This window comes from Pseudomonas putida, from assembly GCA_029953615.1.
Classification (GTDB): domain Bacteria; phylum Pseudomonadota; class Gammaproteobacteria; order Pseudomonadales; family Pseudomonadaceae; genus Aquipseudomonas.
In genome coordinates, this window is the sequence record CP124529.1 from 3,479,325 (window position 1) to 3,499,775 (window position 20,451).

The window sequence follows — 20,451 nt, forward strand, 5'->3', positions numbered from 1 at the left end:
TTCAAAGGAACTGCTGCCATGCTTGCTCAACTGTCGTTTTCCGGCCTTGACTGGCTACCCATCCTGCTGGGTGTCGGCGTGGCCTACATCGTCTTCGGTATCGCCGGTTTCGGCACCGCACTGGTGGCCGGCCCGGTGCTTGTCCACTTCATGCCGCTGTCGCGGATCATTCCGCTGCTGGTGCTGCTGGACTTCGTCGCCGCCTTCGGCAACCTGCTGCCCTCGCGTCGTGATGTCGTGCGCGGCGAGCTGCTGCGGCTGCTGCCGTTCATGGCCATAGGCTGCACGCTGGGCGTGGTATTTCTGCTACAGCTGAAGTCCGACCTGTTGCTGCTGCTGATGGGCCTGTTCGTCACGGCATATGCCGTGTACGGGCTGGCGGTGAAAGTGCGGCCGGCCAGTCTGTCCGGTCTCTGGGCAGTGCCAATGGGTACGGCAGGCGGGCTGTTCGGTGCCTTGTTCGGCAGTGGCGGCTTCCTTTATGCCCTGTACCTGAGCGCACGGCTGGAAGCAAAGGAACAAGTGCGTGCCACCCAGAGCGCGCTGATCAGTTGCAGTACCGTGGTGCGCCTGACGCTGTTCCTGATCGCTGGCGTCTATGCCGACCCAAGCCTGCTGCTGCTCGCCGCCTGCCTGTTGCCGGTCATGTTAGTCGGCCTCTGGGCCGGACGCAGGCTTACCCACCGGCTGTCCCGCGAAGCCTTCGTGCGCCTGGTCACCTGGCTGGTGCTGGCCAGCGGCCTGGCGTTGATCGGTCGCTACCTGAGCGCCTGAGCAGGCGGTAGAATTGCGCCATTACCGCAGTTTTTCAGGCTTGTCCCGTTCATGAACAACCAGAGCATCATCGTTCCCAAGCTGTCTACCGTCCCGGCGCACGAAGCCCGTGCCCGTGCCATTCTGCGCTGGCTGGTGCGCGAGAAAATCGTCGAGGAACAGCTGACCACCTGTGGCCGCACCGGTAACCGCATGGCTCATGCCTTGGCTGAAGGTGCCCGCAAAGTGGCCCTGCATCCGCAGAAGCTGCCCTTTGGCGAGCAGGTGAATGGCCTTGAGGTGATGCTCAAGCGCTGCATCTATACCCCTACCGAAGGTTTCCTCGAAGAGGCCGGTTGCCCCGAGTGCCGGCGTGAGGTGGGCGAGCCGCTTTTTGAAAGCCTGGAAGAATGGATGCCGGCGGTGAGCGACAACTTCACCTGCCCGCTGTGCGGCTTCGAAGATGACATTAATGGCTTCATTTACCTGCAGCCATGTGCCTTTTCCAACCTGGGGTTCATCTTCAACAACTGGGGCGAGGCCGGGTTCACCCAGGCCTTTCTCGACAGCTTCGCCGACTGGCTCGACCAGCCGGTGGCCGTGGTCCAGGTAAAACTGCCACAAGGCTGACCGAAGGCCCTTATTTTGCATTGAGCGGCGCGCCGTGCATGAGTATAATGGCGCGCTTCCATTTTTCCCGCCCGGGAGCCCCCGCGATGCTGCGTATCAGCCAAGAAGCCCTGACCTTCGACGATATCCTCCTTGTACCTGGCTATTCCGAGGTACTGCCCAATGAAGTCAGTCTCAAGACCCGTTTGACCCGTGGCATCGAGCTGAACATTCCGCTGGTTTCCGCCGCCATGGATACCGTGACCGAAGCGCGCCTGGCCATTGCCATGGCCCAGGAAGGCGGCATCGGCATCATTCACAAGAACATGACCATCGAACAGCAGGCCAGCGAAGTGCGCAAGGTCAAGAAGTTCGAGGCTGGCGTGGTCAAGGACCCGATCACCATCGACGCCGACGCCACCGTGCGCGACCTGTTCGACCTGACCCGCCTGAACAACATCTCCGGCGTACCGGTGCTGGCGAACGGCGACCTGGTCGGCATCGTCACTTCCCGTGACGTGCGCTTCGAAAGCCGCCTGGACGCCAAGGTCCGCGACGTGATGACCCCCAAAGAGCGTCTGGTCACCGTCCGCGAAGGCGCCGACAAGAACGAAGTCCGCGAGCTGCTGCACAAGCACCGCCTGGAAAAAGTCCTGATCGTCGACGACAAGTTCAACCTCAAGGGCATGATGACCGTCAAGGACATCGAAAAGGCCAAGGCCTACCCGCTGGCCAGCAAGGACGACCAGGGTCGCCTGCGCGTCGGCGCCGCAGTCGGCACCGGCAAGGACACCGGCGAGCGCGTTGCCGCTCTGGTGGCTGCTGGCGTTGACGTGGTGGTGGTCGACACCGCCCACGGTCACTCCAAAGGCGTGATCGACCGCGTTCGCTGGGTGAAAGAGAACTACCCGCAAGTGCAGGTGATCGGTGGCAACATCGCCACCGGCGCTGCCGCCAAGGCGCTGGCCGAAGCTGGCGCTGACGCCGTCAAGGTCGGTATCGGCCCAGGTTCGATCTGCACCACCCGTATCGTTGCCGGTGTCGGCGTGCCGCAAATCAGCGCCATCGCCAACGTGGCCGCTGCGCTGGAAGGCACTGGCGTGCCGCTGATCGCCGACGGCGGCATCCGCTTCTCGGGTGACCTGTCCAAGGCCATCGTCGCCGGTGCTTCCTGCGTGATGATGGGTTCGATGTTCGCCGGTACCGAAGAAGCTCCGGGCGAAGTCGAACTGTTCCAGGGTCGTTCCTACAAGGCCTACCGCGGCATGGGCTCGCTGGGTGCCATGGCACAGGCGCAAGGCTCGTCCGACCGCTACTTCCAGGACTCCTCGGCCGGTGCCGAGAAGCTGGTACCGGAAGGCATCGAAGGCCGCGTTCCCTACAAGGGCGCCCTGGCCGCGATCATCCACCAGCTGATGGGCGGCCTGCGTTCGTCCATGGGCTACACCGGCAGCGCAACCATCGAAGAGATGCGCACCAAGCCGGAATTCGTGCGCATCACCGGTGCCGGCATGGCCGAGTCCCACGTGCATGACGTGCAGATCACCAAAGAAGCCCCTAACTACCGCGTAGGCTGAGGCTTCAAGCAATACAAGCATGCGGGGCTGTCGTGACAGCCCCGCGTCGTTTCCGATTTCCACTGACGAGATTGAGTCATGGCCCTCGACATTCACGCTCACCGCATCCTGATCCTCGATTTCGGTTCCCAGTACACCCAGCTGATCGCCCGCCGCGTGCGCGAAATCGGCGTGTACTGCGAGCTGCATCCGTTCGACATGGACGATGAAGCGATCCGCGAATTCAACCCGCGCGGCATCATCCTCGCCGGCGGCCCCGAGTCGGTCCACGAAGCCAACAGCCCACGCGCCCCGCAGGCCGTGTTCGACCTGAACGTACCGGTGCTGGGCATCTGCTACGGCATGCAGACCATGGCCGAGCAGATGGGCGGCAAGGTCGAAGGTTCCGACCTGCGTGAATTCGGTTATGCCCGCGTTGACGTGGTCGGCAAGAGCCGCCTGCTCGACGGCATCGAAGACCACATCGACGCCGACGGCGTGCTGGGCCTGGACGTGTGGATGAGCCACGGCGACAAGGTCACCCAGATGCCGGGCAATTTCCACGTGCTGGCCAGCACCCCGAGCTGCCCGATCGCCGGCATGTTCGACGACGCACGCGGCTACTACGGCGTGCAGTTCCACCCGGAAGTGACCCACACCAAGCAGGGCGGTCGCATCCTGTCCCGCTTCGTGCAGGACATCTGCGGCTGTGAAGCCCTGTGGACTCCGTCCAACATCGTCGAAGACGCCATCGCCCAGGTGCGTGAGCAGGTCGGTTCGGCCAACGTCCTGCTGGGCCTGTCCGGCGGCGTCGACAGCTCTGTCGTTGCCGCACTGCTGCACCGCGCCATCGGCGACCAGTTGACCTGCGTATTCGTCGACAACGGCCTGCTGCGCCTGCACGAAGGCGACCAGGTGATGGCCATGTTCAAGGAGAACATGGGCGTCAAGGTGATCCGCGCCGACGCTGAAAAGCAGTTCCTCGACAACCTGGCCGGCGAAGCCGACCCGGAGAAGAAGCGCAAGATCATCGGCCGCACTTTCATCGACGTGTTCGATGCCGAAGCCAGCAAGCTGGAAAACATCCAGTTCCTCGCCCAGGGCACCATCTACCCGGACGTGATCGAGTCGGCTGGCGCCAAGAGCGGCAAGGCCCACGTGATCAAGTCGCACCACAACGTCGGTGGCCTGCCGGAGGAAATGAACCTCAAGCTGGTCGAGCCGCTGCGTGAACTGTTCAAGGACGAAGTGCGCAAGATCGGCCTGGAGCTGGGCCTGCCGTACGACATGGTCTACCGCCACCCGTTCCCGGGCCCGGGCCTGGGCGTGCGCATCCTGGGTGAAGTGAAGAAGGAATACGCCGACATCCTGCGTCGTGCCGACCACATCTTCATCGAAGAACTGCGCAAGGCCGACTGGTACCACAAGACCAGCCAGGCATTCGTGGTATTCCAGCCGGTCAAGTCGGTCGGCGTCGTTGGCGACGGCCGTCGCTACGCCTGGGTCGTTGCCCTGCGTGCCGTCGAGACCGTGGACTTCATGACCGCGCGCTGGGCGCACCTGCCGTACGAACTGCTGGAAACCGTCAGCGGCCGTATCATCAACGAAATCGACGGTATCTCGCGCGTTACCTACGACGTGTCGAGCAAGCCGCCAGCCACTATCGAGTGGGAATAAGTTGAGCCACGAGGGCGCCGCAAGGCGCCCTCGTCGTTTCTGCCAGGTTATCGCATGATGTAGCGCATGCCCTGGCGTACCAGTGTGGAGCGTATTTCCTGCAGGCTGGCCAAGCGACGCCCGCTGATCCATGGCCAGTCCGCCCTGTCGAGGTATAACCTGTCGCCTTCCTGAAGGACTGGCGTGTACTTCAGCAGCCCATTACGGCCGCGATTTATCAGATTTAGTTGGCCATCGATGGAATCGAACGTGAATGTGCCCGTATTGCGAAGCAGGTTTTCCAAGGGCGCGCCGGACGGGATCTGAACTGCGGTCGGTACTTGCAGGCGCAGGTCGCCCTTGAGGTTGAATACGGACAGGTCGCCTTGCGCGACCCCGGTATACCCAGGGTCCACTTCCACGCCCCCGACCTCGCTCAGGGCGATATCTTCGACGCGCAGCCCGATTGCCCCTTGCAACTCGCTGAGGCCGGTAACACCTTTGAAAGTATTGGAGTGGGAGTTGCCCATCAAGGCAACCCATTTGCTCAGGCCGCGTGTTGCCTGGTCGGCCTCGATGATCTCGTGGGCAAAGAAGTTCATCATCTGCTGGCGGATCACCTGCGAAGGCGCTCTTTCCCAGGCTTGTCGGTAGCTGGCCATGCAATCGATCGACTGGATGCGGATGCCTTCTTTTTGTGCGGCTTGCAGGAGGTTCAAGAAGGTGTAACGGCTGGAGGCATCGATGCCAAAACCTTTATCCAGCGCTTGCGCATAGCGCTTCAGCGCGGGTGGCATCTCACCGCTGACATGGAACAAGTCGAGGTCGGCCTGCTGGAATTCGGTCATGAAATGCTCCAGGTACAGCACCCTGACCTTGGCTTTCTTCAGCAGTGTCATGTTGTCGATCAAAAAGGCCTTGCTGCCAACTTGAGAATGGCTTTCACCGATTACCAGGCCATCGCTGTTTTCATAGACGCTGCGGATGATCTGCTTGGCGCTTGCCTCGCGGGGTAGTCGGGGAATCTGTGGTCTTGCAGGCAATTCAGCGGAGGCCAGGTACTGTTGCGCATCCTCGGCCAGGGTGTCACGCAGCTTCCTGAATTCGGCAAAGGCGGTATTTTGTGCTGGTTCCGGGAAGGCCATGATGCCACTGAGCAAGTGCTCTTGGCCGGGAGCGATTGCCGAGTCTCTGAGAGTGGAGCGTAAGCTGCCAGGTACTTCATAGGGCGTCGGCGGCAGTGGCTCGGATGCCGTATGCGTGCTCCTGCCCCACAGTCCGAGCAGCTTGCGCGGCAGGCCGCCACCACCCGATAGGCGTGGCCGCGCCTGCGGTTGCCAGTGACCTGCAGCGTCCCTGCTAATGGGCACGTTGCGATAGAAGGAGTAAGGATTCTCAGGGTCGATCACCACCCAAGACTTCAACTCACTGATAAAACGTACCTGATAAGGGGTGTCACTGATCAGCGCATAGAAATTGCCATCTTGAGCATGGATGCCTGCCAATTGGCCGTCGCCTGGGTTGCCATGCAGCACGACGTTGGATTCGAAAGGCGCCAGCAGCTCGGCCTGTTGCACAGGCCTGAATGGCCCTGGCACCCAGGTTTCGATCTGCTCGGGCGATGCAGGCGCCGTCTCTACCTCGAACGGGGGGCTCTCTTCGGGGGGCGCTTCAGCAACCTCGACTAGCTCATTCTTGACGTTGCTTCCCGCTGCACTGGCCAGCATTGCAGCGTTGAACAGTGTGTCTATCGCAGCGAAGATGGCGCCAATCACGCCGGCGTGACGTTCACCGGTGGTATGGCCGTTGACGGCCTGGTCGATGTTCAGGCCGATATCCACCAGCCCTGCGCCCACTGCTGCCAGGGCTACGGGCCAGTCCAGCGCCGCGAGTGGGCTGAAGACCTTGCCGAAGGCCTTGAGATAACCGATCCATAACTGCTTGCGCAGGTCATCATTGGAACGCAAGGCGAAGTTGGCGTCATCGGTCATGCGCTGGCGCGCGGCGTCACGCAGGTGGCTGAAGGCATCCCCGGGCAAGCTCTTGTCCAGCTGGTTGAGGCAGTGATGATCGTCACCTCCCCAATTGAAGAACAACAGGTCAATCATGTGATTCAGCCCGGTGCTGTCCTCGCGTTCGGAACGGGACGACAGCGCAAAGTGGCTCACGAAGCGTGCCCGGTTGTCCGCTTCGTTGGTATTGTTCAGCACCCACCAGTAAAGCGCCTTGCGGTCTGCGAAGAGGTGCAGGGCATCGACTTCACCCGGTGTGTAGAGCAATTGTCGGCCATCGGGCAGTTCGATGCGCAGGAAGTCACTGGCCACATGGCCGCCGATATCGAAGGTGCACACGCGAAAACCTGCATCGGGTCGATGTTCCTCGTTCAACTGCTTCAGTGATGGTTGACCGATGTCGTGACCGGTGAGTGCCTGAGCCACTTGGCGGGCGCAGCTGGACAGGTCACTGGTAGGGTCGGCCGCGCAGGTTTCGACAACCTTGGCAAGGAAGTTGATCTTGGCCAGCGTGCGATAGCCATCGGCGTGCTGATGCCAGAAAGCATCCAGATGCTCGTGATAAGCGCTGCTGAAGTCGATATCCCAGAAATCATCCAGCACGTCCTTGGGCGCTATGGGGATTTCATTGTGCTCGTCATACACTTCGGCGTCTGGGCCGTCGGTGTAGAAGCCACTGAGGTAGCTGAGCAGGTCGCTGTTGTCCTGATCATTGACGTCGAAACGGTGCATCACCAACTGTGGCAGCGTGTAAGACTGGAACGGCGCGTCGTGATGTTGCCATCCGCTGAACGTTCGCGGGCTGCTTTGCGCGGCCATGAAGCGATTGAGGTGGACGTGATCCGGGTCTAGCGCGGCATGGCCATGCTTCTTCAGAACGGTGATCGCGGTTTCACGGGCCATCTGCCGAAGATCCGGACAAGCGCTGACCAGTGGTCGCGCCAGGTCGCGCAGTTGTTGTTCGGCCTTAGGCACCAGTATTTGCAGCCCCATGAACGCTACCTCGTTGTGATTGAGCGTTCGAGCCTGGTCGAACCGCGTCCGCAGGGTGCGGTAGTTATCTACGCATTTATCCGGCACGTGCCGTAATAACACTTCACTTAAACTTTCCCATTTGCAGGTGTATCGTATTCGCCCTTCATCGCCAGCCACTGCTGGCAGCTTGATTGCGCAGAACACGAGGTACCCGCACCGATGTCCTTCACCCGTCGACAAATGCTCAAGGGCCTGACCGGCCTGGTTGTGGTTGGCCTGGGCGCCGGTGGCGCGGCGCGTTACTGGCTGGGCAAGGTCGAAGACAACAACGCCGGCCATGACTACGAGCTGATCGCAGCGCCCCTGGACGTCGAGCTGGTGCCGGGCTTCAAGACCGAGGCCTGGGCCTTCGGCCCGTCGGCACCGGGTACCGAATTGCGCGTGCGCCAGGGTACCTGGCTGCGGGTGCGCTTCATCAACCACCTGCCGGTCGAAACCACCATCCACTGGCACGGCATTCGCCTGCCGCTGGAAATGGACGGCGTGCCTTATGTGTCGCAGCTACCGGTCAAGCCGGGCGAGTACTTCGACTACAAGTTCCGCGTGCCAGACGCGGGCAGCTACTGGTACCACCCGCATGTCAGCAGTTCCGAGGAGCTGGGCCGTGGCCTGGTCGGCCCGCTGATCGTCGAGGAGCGCGAACCGACCGGCTTCCAGCATGAGCGCACGCTGAGCCTGAAAAACTGGCACGTCGACGAGCAGGGGGCCTGGCTGCCGTTCAGCATTCCGCGTGAGGCGGCGCGCAATGGCACCGCCGGGCGCCTGATCACCATCAATGGCCAGGCCGATTCGGTCACCGAGCTGCCAGCCGGCCAAGTAGTGCGGGTGCGCCTGCTGAACCTCGATAACACCTGGACCTACCGCATCAATCTCAAGGGCAACTGCGAGGCCAGAATCTATGCTCTGGACGGCAACCCGGTAACCCCACGCCCATTGGACGATGACTACTGGCTCGGCCCAGGCATGCGTATCTGCCTGGCTATCCGTATTCCCGAGGCGGGGGAGGAGATCTCGCTGCGCGACGGTTTCGTGCGCCTGGGCACCCTGCGTTCGGTGGCCAGCAACGACGCGCCGAGCGACTGGCCGCCGGCTTTGCCGCCCAACCCGATCGCCGAGCCGGACCTGGAGAATGCCGAAAAGCTCAACTTCAATTTCGAGTGGGCGGCGAAAGTTTCGGTCACTACGGATCAGGACAGGCCGTCGAGCATGTGGCAGATCAACGGCCAGGCTTGGGATATCACCGACAAGACCTGCGCCGAGCGGCCGATCGCCACGCTGAAGAAGGGTAAGAGCTACATCTTCGAGCTGAAGAACATGACCCAGTACCAACACCCGATTCACCTGCACGGCATGAGCTTCAAGGTGATCGGCTCCAACCGCCATGACATCAAGGAGCCCTGGTTCACCGATACCTACCTGCTGGGCAGGAACGAGCGCGCCCAGGTGGCACTGGTGGCGGATAACCCGGGCACCTGGATGTTCCACTGCCACGTCATCGACCACATGGAAACCGGCCTGATGGCCGCGATCGCGGTGGTCTGATGCGACCGCAGATCATCGATCGCAGCCGCGATCAGGAATTCATGCGCCTGGCCCTGGCCCTGGCCGCCGAAGGTGCGGCCATGGGCGAGGTGCCGGTGGGCGCGGTGCTGGTGCAGCATGGGCAGGTGATCGGGCAGGGCTTCAACCGGCCGATCATCGACAGTGACCCTAGCGCACACGCCGAAATGGTAGCCATCCGCGCGGCGGCGAAATCCGCCAGTAACTACCGGCTACCCGGCAGCACCCTGTACGTGACCCTGGAGCCGTGTAGCATGTGTGCGGGGTTGATCGTGCATTCGCGGGTGATGCGGGTAGTGTTCGGCGCGCTGGAGCCCAAGGCGGGGATCGTGCAGAGCCAGGGGCAGTTCTTCGGGCAGGGCTTCCTGAACCACCGCGTGCTGGTGGAGGGCGGGGTGCTGGCGGAGGAGTGCGGGCAGATCCTCAGTGACTTCTTCAAGGCTCGCAGGGCCAAGTCTTAACCTGTACCGGCCTCTTCGCGGGCATGCCCGCTCCCACAGGAATATCACTCCCCTCAGGCCTGTGGTGTAGCTGTGGGAGCGGGCGTGCCCGCGAAGGGGCCGGGGCAGGCTTACATAGGCGGCGACTGCTCCGCCGGCTTGTCCTTGTTCACCCCAGGCACATGCAGGCTGCCTTCGGCCACCTGGCCTTCGAGCTGCGGCTGGGTCACCCAGGTGAGGATGTCGTAGTAGCGACGGATGTTGGCCACGAAATGCACCGGCTCGCCGCCCCGGGCATAGCCGTACCGGGTCTGGCGATACCACTGCTTCTGCGACAGGCGTGGCAGCATCTTCTTCACGTCCAGCCACTTGTTCGGGTTGAGCTTCTCGCGCCTGGCCAGGGTGCGGGCGTCTTCCAGGTGGCCAGTGCCTACGTTGTAGGCGGCCAGGGCGAACCAGGTGCGGTCCGGCTCCTGGATGCTGTCGTCGAGCTCTTCCTTGATCTTCATGAAGTACTTGGCCCCGCCCTGGATGCTCTGCTTCGGGTCCAGGCGGTTGGACACGCCCATCGCCTGGGCGGTGCGCTGGGTCAACATCATCAGGCCGCGCACGCCGGTCTTGGAGGTAACCTCGGGCTGCCACATCGATTCCTGGTAGCCGATGGCAGCCAGCAGGCGCCAATCCACCTGCTCGACCTTGGCGTAGCTCTTGAAATGTTTCTCGTACTTGGGCAGGCGCTGCTGCAGGTGCTGGGCAAAGGTGTAGGCACCCACATAGCCCAGTACGTCGACATGGCCGTAGTAGCGGTCCTTCAGGCGTTGCAGGGTGCCGTTCTTCTGCGCCTTGTCGAGGAACTCGTTGACCTCGTTGAGCAGGCTGTTGTCTTCACCGGCCGCCACCGCCCAGCGCTGGTCGCGGGTGTCGCCCAGGTCGAAGGCCACCCGCACATTGGGGAAGTACACCTGGTTCATTGCCAGCTCGTTGGAATCGACCAGGGTCAGGTCGATCTGCCCTTCGTCGACCATGCGCAACAGGTCGACCACCTCGACGGCGTCGGATTCTTCGTATTCCAGGCCCGGGTACTGCTTTTTCAGCTCGGCCAGCTGGTCGGCGTGGCTGCTGCCCTTGAGTACCATGATCTTCTTGCCGACCAGGCCCTTGGCATCGGTGGGGCGCGTGCGGCCGTTGCGGTAGATGACCTGTGGGGTGACTTCCAGGTACGGGTGGGAGTACCTGACCTGGGCCTTGCGCCGTTCGCTGGTGACCAGGCCGGCCGCTGCCAGCACCGGGCCGGAGGGCTTGCCGAGGCTATCGTACAACTCGTCGAGGTTGTCGGCGGTCTCGATCTGCAGCTTCACGCCGAGATCTTCGGCGAAATGCTGGACCAGCTCGTACTCGAAGCCGGTTTCGCCGTTGCGGTCCTGGAAGTAGGTGGCCGGGCTGTTGCGGGTGATCACGCGCAGCACGCCATCCTCCTTCACGCGCTCGAGGGTGCTGGGTTTTTCAACGCAGGCACCGAGCAGCAGAAAGAGTCCGGTTGCGAAAAGCCATCTGGCGCAACGCTGGCGCAAAGCAGTGTGGGCGAACATAGGTTGCAGTATACGCAAAGGACTGGCCCAGCCATATCTCGACAACTGTTAGCTTGTCTGGTAGCGCTTTATGTGCAATGGCGGCCCAGGCCGCTACAGGGCGAGCGAAGCAGGTGTATTTTTTTGACCCGAAAGTCCGGTTCCGCCGCCCGGCAGCCGTGGCTTAGAGCGGGTGCCGAAACCCTTCGAATTAGGCTAGAATGCACGGCCTCTAAGCACACCCCTTCCTGAGGCTGTCCCGACGATGTTGATCCTGCGCGGCGCTCCTGCCCTTTCTGCCTTTCGCCACGGTAAATTACTCGAGCAACTGAGCCAGAAAGTCCCCGCTGTTACTGGTTTGTATGCCGAATTCGCCCACTTCGCCGATGTCGACGGCGAGCTGACCGCCGACCAGCAGCAGGTGCTGGGCCGTCTGCTCAAGTACGGCCCGAGCGTGCCGGTACAGGAGCCGAGCGGCCGCCTGTTCCTGGTCGTGCCGCGCCTGGGCACCATTTCGCCCTGGGCCAGCAAGGCCAGCGACATCGCCCACAACTGCGGCCTGCAGTCGATCCAGCGCCTGGAGCGCGGTATCGCCTACTACGTGGCCGGCAGCCTGAGCGAAGCCGACGCCGAACTGATCGCCGCCGAGTTGCACGACCGCATGACCCAGCGCGTGCTCGGCCAGCTGGAGCAGGCCGCTGACCTGTTCAGCCATGCCCAGCCCAAGCCGATGACTTCGGTGGACATCCTCGCCGGTGGCCGTGACGCCCTGGCCAAGGCCAACGTCGACCTGGGCCTGGCCCTGGCCGAAGACGAGATCGACTACCTGGTCAACGCCTTCCAGGGTCTCAAGCGCAACCCGAACGACATCGAACTGATGATGTTCGCCCAGGCCAACTCCGAGCACTGCCGCCACAAGATCTTCAACGCCAGTTGGGACATCGACGGCCAGGCTCAGGAAAAGAGCCTGTTCGGCATGATCAAGAACACCTACCAGATGCACAACGAAGGTGTGCTGTCGGCGTACAAGGACAACGCCTCGGTGATCGTCGGCAACGTTGCCGGCCGTTTCTTCCCGAACCCTGAAACCCGCCAGTACGGCGCGGTGCAGGAGCCGGTGCACATCCTGATGAAGGTCGAGACGCACAACCACCCGACCGCCATCGCCCCGTTCTCCGGTGCCTCCACCGGCTCCGGCGGCGAAATCCGCGACGAAGGCGCGACCGGACGTGGCGCCAAGCCCAAGGCTGGCCTGACCGGCTTCACCGTATCCAACCTGCGTATCCCGGGCTTCGAACAGCCATGGGAGCAGGCCTACGGCAAGCCTGAACGCATCGTCGACGCCCTCGACATCATGATCGAAGGCCCACTGGGCGGCGCCGCGTTCAACAACGAGTTCGGTCGCCCGGCCCTGACCGGTTACTTCCGTACCTTCGAGCAGGCCATCAACACCCCGCACGGTGAAGAAGTGCGCGGCTACCACAAGCCGATCATGCTGGCCGGTGGCATGGGCAATATCCGTGAAGACCACGTGCAGAAGGGCGAAATCACCGTCGGCGCCAAGCTGATCGTACTCGGCGGCCCGGCCATGCTGATCGGCCTGGGTGGCGGCGCCGCTTCGTCGGTGGCCACCGGTGCCAGCTCGGCAGACCTCGACTTCGCCTCGGTACAGCGTGAAAACCCGGAAATGGAGCGCCGTTGCCAAGAGGTCATCGACCGTTGCTGGCAGCTGGGCGACGCCAACCCGATCGCCTTCATCCACGACGTTGGCGCGGGCGGTATCTCCAACGCCTTCCCTGAACTGGTCAACGACGGTGGCCGTGGCGGCCGCTTCGAGCTGCGCAACGTGCCCAACGACGAGCCGGGCATGGCCCCGCACGAAATCTGGAGTAACGAATCGCAAGAGCGTTACGTGCTGGCCGTCAGCGCCGTCGACTTCGAGCGTTTCAAGGCTATCTGTGAACGTGAGCGTTGCCCGTTCGCCGTGGTCGGTGAAGCGACTGAAGAGCAGCACCTGACCGTAAGCGACAGCCACTTCGGTAACACCCCGGTGGACATGCCACTGGACGTGCTGCTGGGCAAGCCGCCGCGCATGCACCGTTCGGTAACCCGCGAAGCCGAGCTGGGCGATGACTTCGACCCGAGCAAGCTGGACCTGGATAACGCCGTTCAGCGCGTCCTCAGCCACCCGGCTGTGGCCAGCAAAAGCTTCCTGATCACTATCGGCGACCGCACCATCACCGGCCTGGTAGCTCGTGACCAAATGGTTGGCCCGTGGCAGGTACCGGTGGCCGACTGCGCCGTCACCGCCACCAGCTTCGACGTCTATACCGGTGAAGCCATGGCCATGGGTGAGCGTACCCCGCTGGCCCTGCTGGATGCCCCGGCGTCCGGCCGCATGGCAATCGGCGAGACCATCACCAACCTGGCCGCTGCGCGCATCGAAAAGCTGTCCGACATCAAACTGTCGGCCAACTGGATGTCCGCCGCTGGCCACCCGGGTGAAGACGCGCGCCTGTACGACACCGTCAAGGCTGTCGGCATGGAGCTGTGCCCGGAGCTGGGTATTACCATTCCGGTCGGCAAAGACTCGATGTCGATGAAGACCAAGTGGAGCGACGAGGGCGTCGAGAAGAGCGTCACCTCGCCAATGTCGCTGATCATCACCGGCTTCGCTCCGGTCACCGACATCCGCAAGACCCTGACCCCGCAACTGCGCATGGACAAGGGCGAGACCGATCTGATCCTGATCGACCTGGGCCGTGGCAAGAACCGCATGGGCGCCTCGATCCTGGCCCAGACCTACGGCAAGATCGCTGCCCAGGCACCGGACGTCGACGACGCCGAAGACCTGAAGGCTTTCTTCGCCGTGATCCAGGGCCTGAACGCCGACGGTCACCTGCTGGCCTACCACGACCGCTCCGACGGCGGCCTGGTCACCACTGTGCTGGAAATGGCCTTTGCCGGCCACTGCGGCCTCGACCTGCACCTCGATCCGCTGACCGACAGCAAGGGTGACGTGCCGGCCATCCTCTTCAACGAAGAGCTGGGCGCGGTCATCCAGGTTCGTCAGGATGCCACCCCGGACGTGCTGGCACAGTTCAGCGCCGCTGGCCTGGGTGAAGGCTGCGTTGCGGTGATCGGCAAGCCGGTCAACAACGGTGAAGTGTCCATCAGCCTGAACGGCGAAGTGCTGTTCGACGACGACCGCCGCATGCTGCAGCGCCAGTGGGCCGAAACCAGCTACCAGATCCAGCGCCTGCGTGACAACGCTGACTGCGCTGACCAGGAGTTCGACCTGCTGCTCGAGGAAGACAACCCGGGCCTGTCGGTAAAGCTGGGCTTCGACGTCAACGACGACATCGCCGCGCCGTACATCAAGAAGGGTGTGCGCCCGCAAGTGGCCATCCTGCGCGAGCAGGGCGTCAACGGCCAGGTCGAGATGGCAGCCGCCTTCGACCGCGCCGGCTTCGCCGCCATCGACGTGCACATGAGCGACATCCTCGCCGGCCGTGTCGACTTCGAAGCCTTCAAGGGCCTGGTCGCCTGCGGTGGTTTCTCCTACGGTGACGTGCTGGGTGCCGGTGAAGGCTGGGCCAAGTCGGCGCTGTTCAACAGCCGCGCCCGCGACGCCTTCCAGGCTTTCTTCGAGCGTACCGACAGCTTCGCCCTGGGCGTGTGCAACGGTTGCCAGATGATGTCCAACCTGCACGAGCTGATCCCGGGCACCGAGCACTGGCCGCACTTCGTGCGCAACCGTTCGGAGCAGTTCGAGGCGCGCGTGGCCATGGTCGAGGTGCAGAAGTCCAACTCGATCTTCCTGCAAGGCATGGCCGGTTCGCGCATGCCGATCGCCATCGCTCACGGTGAAGGCCATGCCGAATTCGCCAGCGAAGAGGCACTGCTGGCTGCGGACATGTCCGGCTGCGTGGCCCTGCGCTACGTCGACAACCACGGCAAGGTCACCGAAGCCTATCCGGCCAACCCGAACGGCTCGCCGCGTGGTATCACCGGCCTCACCAGCCGCGATGGCCGCGTGACCATCATGATGCCGCACCCGGAGCGTATGTTCCGCGCCGTGCAGAACTCCTGGCGCCCGGACGAGTGGCAGGAAGACGCCGCGCTGATGCGTATGTTCCGTAATGCACGGGTGTGGGTGAACTAAGGCGTGTACAAGCTCGCCTTCTTCGTCCCCGCCAGCCATGTCGAAGTGGTCAAGGCCGCTGTGTTCGCCGCAGGTGGCGGGCGCATCGGCGGCTATGACCACTGCGCCTGGCAGACGCTGGGCCAGGGCCAGTTTCGCCCGCTGGACGGCAGCCAGCCGTACCTCGGGCAAACCGGTCAGGTCGAGGTGGTGGAGGAGTGGAAGGTGGAGCTGGTGGTGGCTGACGACCTGATTGCCCAGGTCGTCGCTGCGCTCAAGCAGAGCCACCCGTATGAAACGCCGGCCTACGAAGTCTGGCGGCTCGCCGAATTCTAGACCGCATCAAGGCAATTCGCGGGCAAGCCCGCTCCCACAGGTACTGCACAGCTCTCAAGCATTGTGCAGTACCTGTGGGAGCGGGCTTGCCCGCGAAGAGGCCGGATCACCCAACCACAATCTCTTTGGTTTGCCCGGGCCGCTTCAACATCCCACAAGCCAGCAGCCCCACCTCGAACAGCACCCACATCGGCACCGCCAGCATCGTCTGTGAAAACACATCCGGCGGCGTCAGAATCATCCCCACCACAAAGCAGCCGACGATCACGTAGGGCCTGCTGCGTCGCAACGTAGCCACATCGGCCAACCCCACCCAGACCACGATAAACGTTGCCACCGGGATCTCGAACGCCAGCCCGAATGCCAGAAACAGCGCCAGGATAAAGTCCAGGTACTGGCTGATATCAGTCATCATCGCCACACCCTCTGGTGTCACGCTGGCAAAGAAGCCGAACATCATCGGGAACACCAGGTAGAACGCGAAGGCCATGCCGGCATAGAACAGCACAATGCTCGACACCAGTAGCGGCAGGGCAATGCGCCGTTCACGGCGGTACAGCCCCGGCGCCAGAAAGCCCCAGGCCTGGTGCAGCAACAGCGGCATGGCGATGAACAACGCGCACATCGCGGTCAGCTTGAACGGGGTCAGAAACGGCGAGGTGACGCTGGTGGCGATCATGCTCGCGCCTTCCGGCAAAAAGCGCCGCAGCGGTTCGGAAACAAGCGTGTACAGCGTCTGGGCGAAGGGGAACAGGCCGGCGAACACCAGCGCCAGCACAGCCAGGCAGCGCACCAGACGCTTGCGCAGGTCGCGCAGGTGTTCGGTCAGCGGCATGCTCGCCGCCGGGTCCATGGCAATACTCATGAGGCGTTTTCCTTGGGCAGCGCGACCGTGGCCGCATCATTGGCCGGCTCCGCAGTCAGGCTGATGCCCTGGCGGATCTCCTGTTCCAGGCGCTGCAACGGCGCGCTGTCGAGGTTAGGCAACTCGATCTCGCGCTCCACCTGCGTGCGCAGGGCGTGCATGGCCCGGCGTGCCTGACCCAGGCCGCGCCCGAGGGTGCGTGCCGCCACCGGCAAGCGCTCCGGGCCCAGCACCAGCAAGGCGACGATGCCGACCAGCAGCAACTCGCTGAAACCTACCTCGAACATCAGGCCTGCCGGTCCGCTTGTGGCTGTTGCGTGGCCTGGCCGGTCAGCGGGGCCTGTTGTTGCACCTGTGCCTGGCCTGGGGCGTTGGTGTCCGTGTCACCGCCCATCGACTTGCGAAAACCCTGGATTGCCTCGCCCACATCGCTGCCCAGGCCCTTGAGGCGCTTGGTACCAAACAGCAGGAATACGATCAGCAGTACGATCACCAGTTGCCAGATTCCAATGCCACCCATTGCGACCACTCCTGTAAGGTCATGAAAAGGAAAGGCAATCCTGCCTCGCGTAGATGACGTGCACATGACGAACGGTCACTGCCATCTACCTGCAACACCGGACGTGTTGACTGGCGTTTTGTTCAGCGATGGAGGCACGCACGGATGGGTGGCAGGCAACAGCAGGGCGCGGCCCTGCTGATGGTGATGGTGGTGCTGGCGATGCTGGCGGCGGGCATGGCCTGGCTGGTGGAAGACGGCCGGCGCCAGGTCGATGATGTGCGCCTGTTGCACCAGCGGGTTCAGGCGCGAGCGATGGAGCAGGCAGGCCTGGCCTATGCCGAACAGGCCCTGCGTGACCCCAGCTGGCGGCTTAGCCCGCTGTTCTGGCAGGCCTTGCGCGGGCAGCCTCTGAGCTACGATTTTGGCGCTGGTCAGGCGCAGTTGCGGGTGCGCGACCAGCACACCTGTTTCAACGTCAATGCGCTGCTCGGCGCTGACGGCGAGCGTGCTGAGCGCCAGTTGCGTTACCTGCTGGGTGACGACATGGCTGCCGAGCGGCTGGTCGATGCCTTGGCCGACTGGCTCGACGCCGACAGCGATGCCCGCCTGCAAGGTGCCGAAAGTGCCCAGTACCTGCGCCAGCAGCCACCACGGTTGGCGGCCAACCAGCCGATGCTCGATACCAGCGAACTAAACCTGTTGCTGGAGCAGGATGCCAGCCGCCAGGCACGCTACCCGATGCTGTGTGCGTTGCCGCAGACCACTGGCTGGCGGCTGAATGCAAATGCCCTGGGACTGGAGCACCTGCCGCTGCTGGAGGCGCTGTACGAAGGGCGTTACCCACGCTCGTTGCTCAGCCGTATCATCAGCGGCCGGCCGGCGTCGGGGTATTTGGATGCGGCCGCTCTGCGCCAGGCGCTGGGAGCGGTGGATGACGAAACCTTCGAACGGCTGAGCGAAGGGCTGCTACTGAACAGCGGGTATTTCCTGTTGCAGTTGTCGTTCGCGGAGGAGGGGCGGGTGATACGCAGCGAGTTCCAGGTGGAAGCGCTGGGGGTGGTGCAATGGCATGCCCGGGTGCCGGCGCAGCAGGTGCGGGTGCGGAGTCGGGAGCCGATGGTGTGGTAGGGCTTGAGATTGCCGGGGCTGCTTTGCAGCCCAATCGCCGGCAAGCCAGCTCCCACAGGGATACCAGAGCCCGCAGAATCTGTGACACCCCTGTGGGAGCTGGCTTGCCGGCGAAAGGGCCGCAAAGCGGCCCTCGTGCGCAGCTCGATCAGACGGTGCCAATCTCCCCGCCATCAATCCGCTGGATCACTACCGTCGCAGCCCGGGGTCTTACCGTGGTGCCTGCCGGAGTGGCATCGGTAGCTTTGTCGGTATACGGCCAGTTGTCCGGGTGCTGGATGTTGACGAACAGTGTCTTGTTGTCGGGGGTGAAGGTAATCCCGGTCACCTCGCAGCCATTCGGCCCGACGAAGAAGCGTCGCAGGTCCACCTGGTTCTGGGCATTCACCGGCACCTGCTTGCCGCTGGCATCCACCAGATTGGTGGGGATCACTGCCAGCAGCTGGTCGTTGGTGTAGTCGGTCACGCTGCTCTCGCCGTTGTCAGTCTCGAACCACAGCACGCCACGGCTATCGAAGCTCATGCCGTCGGGGCTTGCGAACTGGTTCAGTTCGGTCAGGCCGGAGCGGTTGATGTCGGCGGTGCCGGCCGCATTGGCGCCGAACACGAAGATGTCCCAGGTGAAGCTCAACTGGTCGTCGCTGTCGTGCCAGCGGATGATGTGGCCGTGACGGTTCGGGCCGCGCGGGTTGGCTGCGTCGACCTTTTCCGGGGTGCGCGCGCTGTTGTTGGTCAGGGTCAGGTAGACGTCGCCGTTGAGCGGGTTGACCGTGGTCCATTCCGGGCGGTCCATCGGCGTCGCGCCCACGGCATCGGCAGCACCACGGGTGTTGAGGATGATGCCCGGCAGGTCGCCATACAATGCGCCCAGGGTGCTGCCGCCAGTGGTGGCGGTGGCCACGTCCAGCAGTAGCCATACACCAGTGCCGTCGGCATTGAAGCGGGCCACGTACAGCTTGCCCTGGTCGAGGTACTTGGCACCGGTGGCCAGGCGGTCGGCCGGGTTGGCGTCGGCGGCGTCCCACACGGCGGTGGACACCCACTTGTACAGGTACTCGTTATTCGAGTCGTCACCCATGTACCACACCAGCGGCTTGCCGGCGACGGGCAGGCCTGGGGCGCAGCCTTCGTGGCGGAAACGGCCCAGCGCGGTGCGCTTGGTGGCCAGGGTGTTGCTGTTGTACGGGTCGATTTCGACGATGTAGCCGTAGGTGCTGGCTTCGTTGCGGTAGTCGTCGGTGGCGCTGGCGCCTTTGACGGTGACGTCGAAACGGGCGAACTCGTCGGCCACTTCGCTGCTGTCACCGGCTGCGGTTTCCCACTTGTACTGGCCGCTGGAGGTGCCCACGCCGATACGGCGCTGGTCTTCGGGGCGGGTGCCCTTGTTGACGAAGATGCCTGGCCAGTTCTCTTCACAGGTCAGGTAGGTGCCCCACGGGGTGTAGCCGTTGCCGCAGTTGTTGTTGGTGCCACGGCAGTGGGTGCCGGCGGTGGAGTACTTGGTCTTGACGTGGGTCGGTACCCCGCAGCGGGCCGGTGATTTCCATGCGCGAGGCGGTAGTGAAGCGGCGGTTGAGCGGGTCGTTGTCGACCACCTGCCAGCGGCCACCGATTTTCTGCAGGCGCACCACGCCGGCGCCGTGGGCGTTGATTTCCTTGCGCACTTCCTCGACCGGGCGCTTGCCGTTGACATCGGTGGTCGGGCCGGCCGGGTGCAGGGCGGCGGTGTCGATGTACTCGAAGTTGATCGCCAGCAGGCCGTCTTCGGAGCTGCCGTTGATGGGGAAGAAGTGCATGCCGTCATGGTGCATGCCCATGGCGTTGGCCTGGTCGGTCGAGGTGTTGCTGCCGTCGGACTTCCACGGGTTGCCGTTGCTGTTGATCGGCGTGCCCCAAGGCGCCAGCACATAGGCGCTGTAGCCGGCGGCAACTACGCAGGCGTCGGTGCGCGAGCCGGGGATGGACTGGAAGCCCAGTGCCAGTTTCGGCACTTCCGGTTCAGTCACGGGCGGCTCGGTGACCGGATCATCGTGATCGGAACCACCACCGTCGAAGCAGCCTGTCAGGCCGGTACCGGCAATCATGGCGATGGCGGCGCCCAGGCTGCCGCGTATCACGCTGCGGCGGCTCAGGTAGGCGTCCATGACGTTGGCCATCGGCAGGTTGCCGCTTTGGTTCCGGTCCAGGTTGTCGCCGGTATCTCGACTCATCAGGGTGTCCTTATGTTGGCTGAGTTGGAGGAAACCGCGACTTTAGTGCGCAAATATGATGATTCCTTGGCAGAAAT

14 protein-coding genes and 1 pseudogene are annotated in these 20,451 nt (G+C 63.3%); 9 read left to right on the plus strand and 6 right to left on the minus strand.

Going from position 1 to position 20,451, the window contains the following annotated elements:
- The first annotated feature begins 18 nt into the window (after positions 1-18).
- The 4 genes from QIY50_15975 to guaA all read left to right on the plus strand — a co-directional run bounded on the left by QIY50_15975 (position 19) and on the right by guaA (position 4,595).
- Positions 19-774, plus strand: coding sequence for a sulfite exporter TauE/SafE family protein (locus tag QIY50_15975; GenBank protein ID WGV18928.1), 756 nt, complete (start codon positions 19-21; stop codon positions 772-774).
- Positions 775-825: 51 nt separating this feature from the next.
- Positions 826-1,383: a sugar ABC transporter ATPase gene (locus tag QIY50_15980; GenBank protein WGV18929.1), complete on the plus strand. Its 558-nt coding sequence runs from the start codon at positions 826-828 to the stop codon at positions 1,381-1,383.
- An 86-nt stretch (positions 1,384-1,469) separates the two neighbouring features.
- Positions 1,470-2,939, plus strand: a complete 1,470-nt coding sequence (gene guaB, locus QIY50_15985) for an IMP dehydrogenase (GenBank protein ID WGV18930.1) — start codon at positions 1,470-1,472, stop codon at positions 2,937-2,939.
- 78 nt (positions 2,940-3,017) lie between these two features.
- Positions 3,018-4,595 (plus strand): glutamine-hydrolyzing GMP synthase, encoded by a 1,578-nt coding sequence (guaA, locus tag QIY50_15990; protein WGV18931.1) that lies wholly within the window; start codon positions 3,018-3,020, stop codon positions 4,593-4,595.
- Between the two features lie 47 nt (positions 4,596-4,642).
- On the opposite strand, the gene QIY50_15995 is transcribed toward guaA, so the two are convergent.
- The gene (locus tag QIY50_15995) at positions 4,643-7,738 is read right to left on the minus strand and encodes a membrane-targeted effector domain-containing toxin (GenBank protein ID WGV18932.1); all 3,096 of its coding nucleotides are present in this window, start codon (positions 7,736-7,738) and stop codon (positions 4,643-4,645) included.
- A gap of 42 nt (positions 7,739-7,780) precedes the next feature.
- Here QIY50_15995 and QIY50_16000 point away from each other — a divergent pair, with 42 nt between their 5' ends.
- Both QIY50_16000 and tadA read left to right on the plus strand, forming a co-directional pair.
- Positions 7,781-9,163, plus strand: a complete 1,383-nt coding sequence (locus tag QIY50_16000; GenBank protein WGV18933.1) for a multicopper oxidase family protein — start codon at positions 7,781-7,783, stop codon at positions 9,161-9,163.
- Positions 9,163-9,642: a tRNA adenosine(34) deaminase TadA gene (gene tadA / locus QIY50_16005; GenBank protein WGV18934.1), complete on the plus strand. Its 480-nt coding sequence runs from the start codon at positions 9,163-9,165 to the stop codon at positions 9,640-9,642. Before QIY50_16000 ends, tadA begins: the two co-directional genes overlap by 1 nt.
- A gap of 110 nt (positions 9,643-9,752) precedes the next feature.
- On the opposite strand, the gene mltF is transcribed toward tadA, so the two are convergent.
- A complete protein-coding gene (mltF, locus tag QIY50_16010) occupies positions 9,753-11,210 on the minus strand; it encodes a membrane-bound lytic murein transglycosylase MltF (protein ID WGV18935.1) in 1,458 nt (485 codons plus the stop codon).
- Between the two features lie 244 nt (positions 11,211-11,454).
- On the opposite strand from mltF, the gene purL reads away from it, so the two are divergent.
- Together purL and QIY50_16020 are read left to right on the plus strand one after the other, a co-directional pair.
- Positions 11,455-15,354, plus strand: coding sequence for a phosphoribosylformylglycinamidine synthase (gene purL / locus QIY50_16015; GenBank protein WGV18936.1), 3,900 nt, complete (start codon positions 11,455-11,457; stop codon positions 15,352-15,354).
- Positions 15,355-15,357: 3 nt separating this feature from the next.
- A complete protein-coding gene (locus QIY50_16020; protein ID WGV18937.1) occupies positions 15,358-15,669 on the plus strand; it encodes an NGG1p interacting factor NIF3 in 312 nt (103 codons plus the stop codon).
- A gap of 106 nt (positions 15,670-15,775) precedes the next feature.
- On the opposite strand, the gene tatC is transcribed toward QIY50_16020, so the two are convergent.
- Genes tatC through tatA form a run of 3 tightly spaced genes read right to left on the minus strand, consistent with a single transcriptional unit; the run spans position 15,776 to position 17,054 of the window.
- A complete protein-coding gene (gene tatC / locus QIY50_16025) occupies positions 15,776-16,534 on the minus strand; it encodes a twin-arginine translocase subunit TatC (protein WGV18938.1) in 759 nt (252 codons plus the stop codon).
- A complete protein-coding gene (tatB, locus tag QIY50_16030; GenBank protein ID WGV18939.1) occupies positions 16,531-16,821 on the minus strand; it encodes a Sec-independent protein translocase protein TatB in 291 nt (96 codons plus the stop codon). The genes tatC and tatB overlap by 4 nt, the downstream gene beginning before the upstream one ends.
- Positions 16,821-17,054, minus strand: a complete 234-nt coding sequence (tatA, locus tag QIY50_16035; GenBank protein ID WGV18940.1) for a twin-arginine translocase TatA/TatE family subunit — start codon at positions 17,052-17,054, stop codon at positions 16,821-16,823. Before tatA ends, tatB begins: the two co-directional genes overlap by 1 nt.
- Positions 17,055-17,198: 144 nt before the next feature.
- On the opposite strand from tatA, the gene gspK reads away from it, so the two are divergent.
- A complete protein-coding gene (gspK, locus tag QIY50_16040; GenBank protein ID WGV18941.1) occupies positions 17,199-18,164 on the plus strand; it encodes a type II secretion system minor pseudopilin GspK in 966 nt (321 codons plus the stop codon).
- Between the two features lie 148 nt (positions 18,165-18,312).
- Here the strand turns inward: gspK and QIY50_16045 are convergent.
- A pseudogene (locus tag QIY50_16045) lies at positions 18,313-20,374 on the minus strand (PhoX family phosphatase).
- Positions 20,375-20,451: the final 77 nt, after the last annotated feature.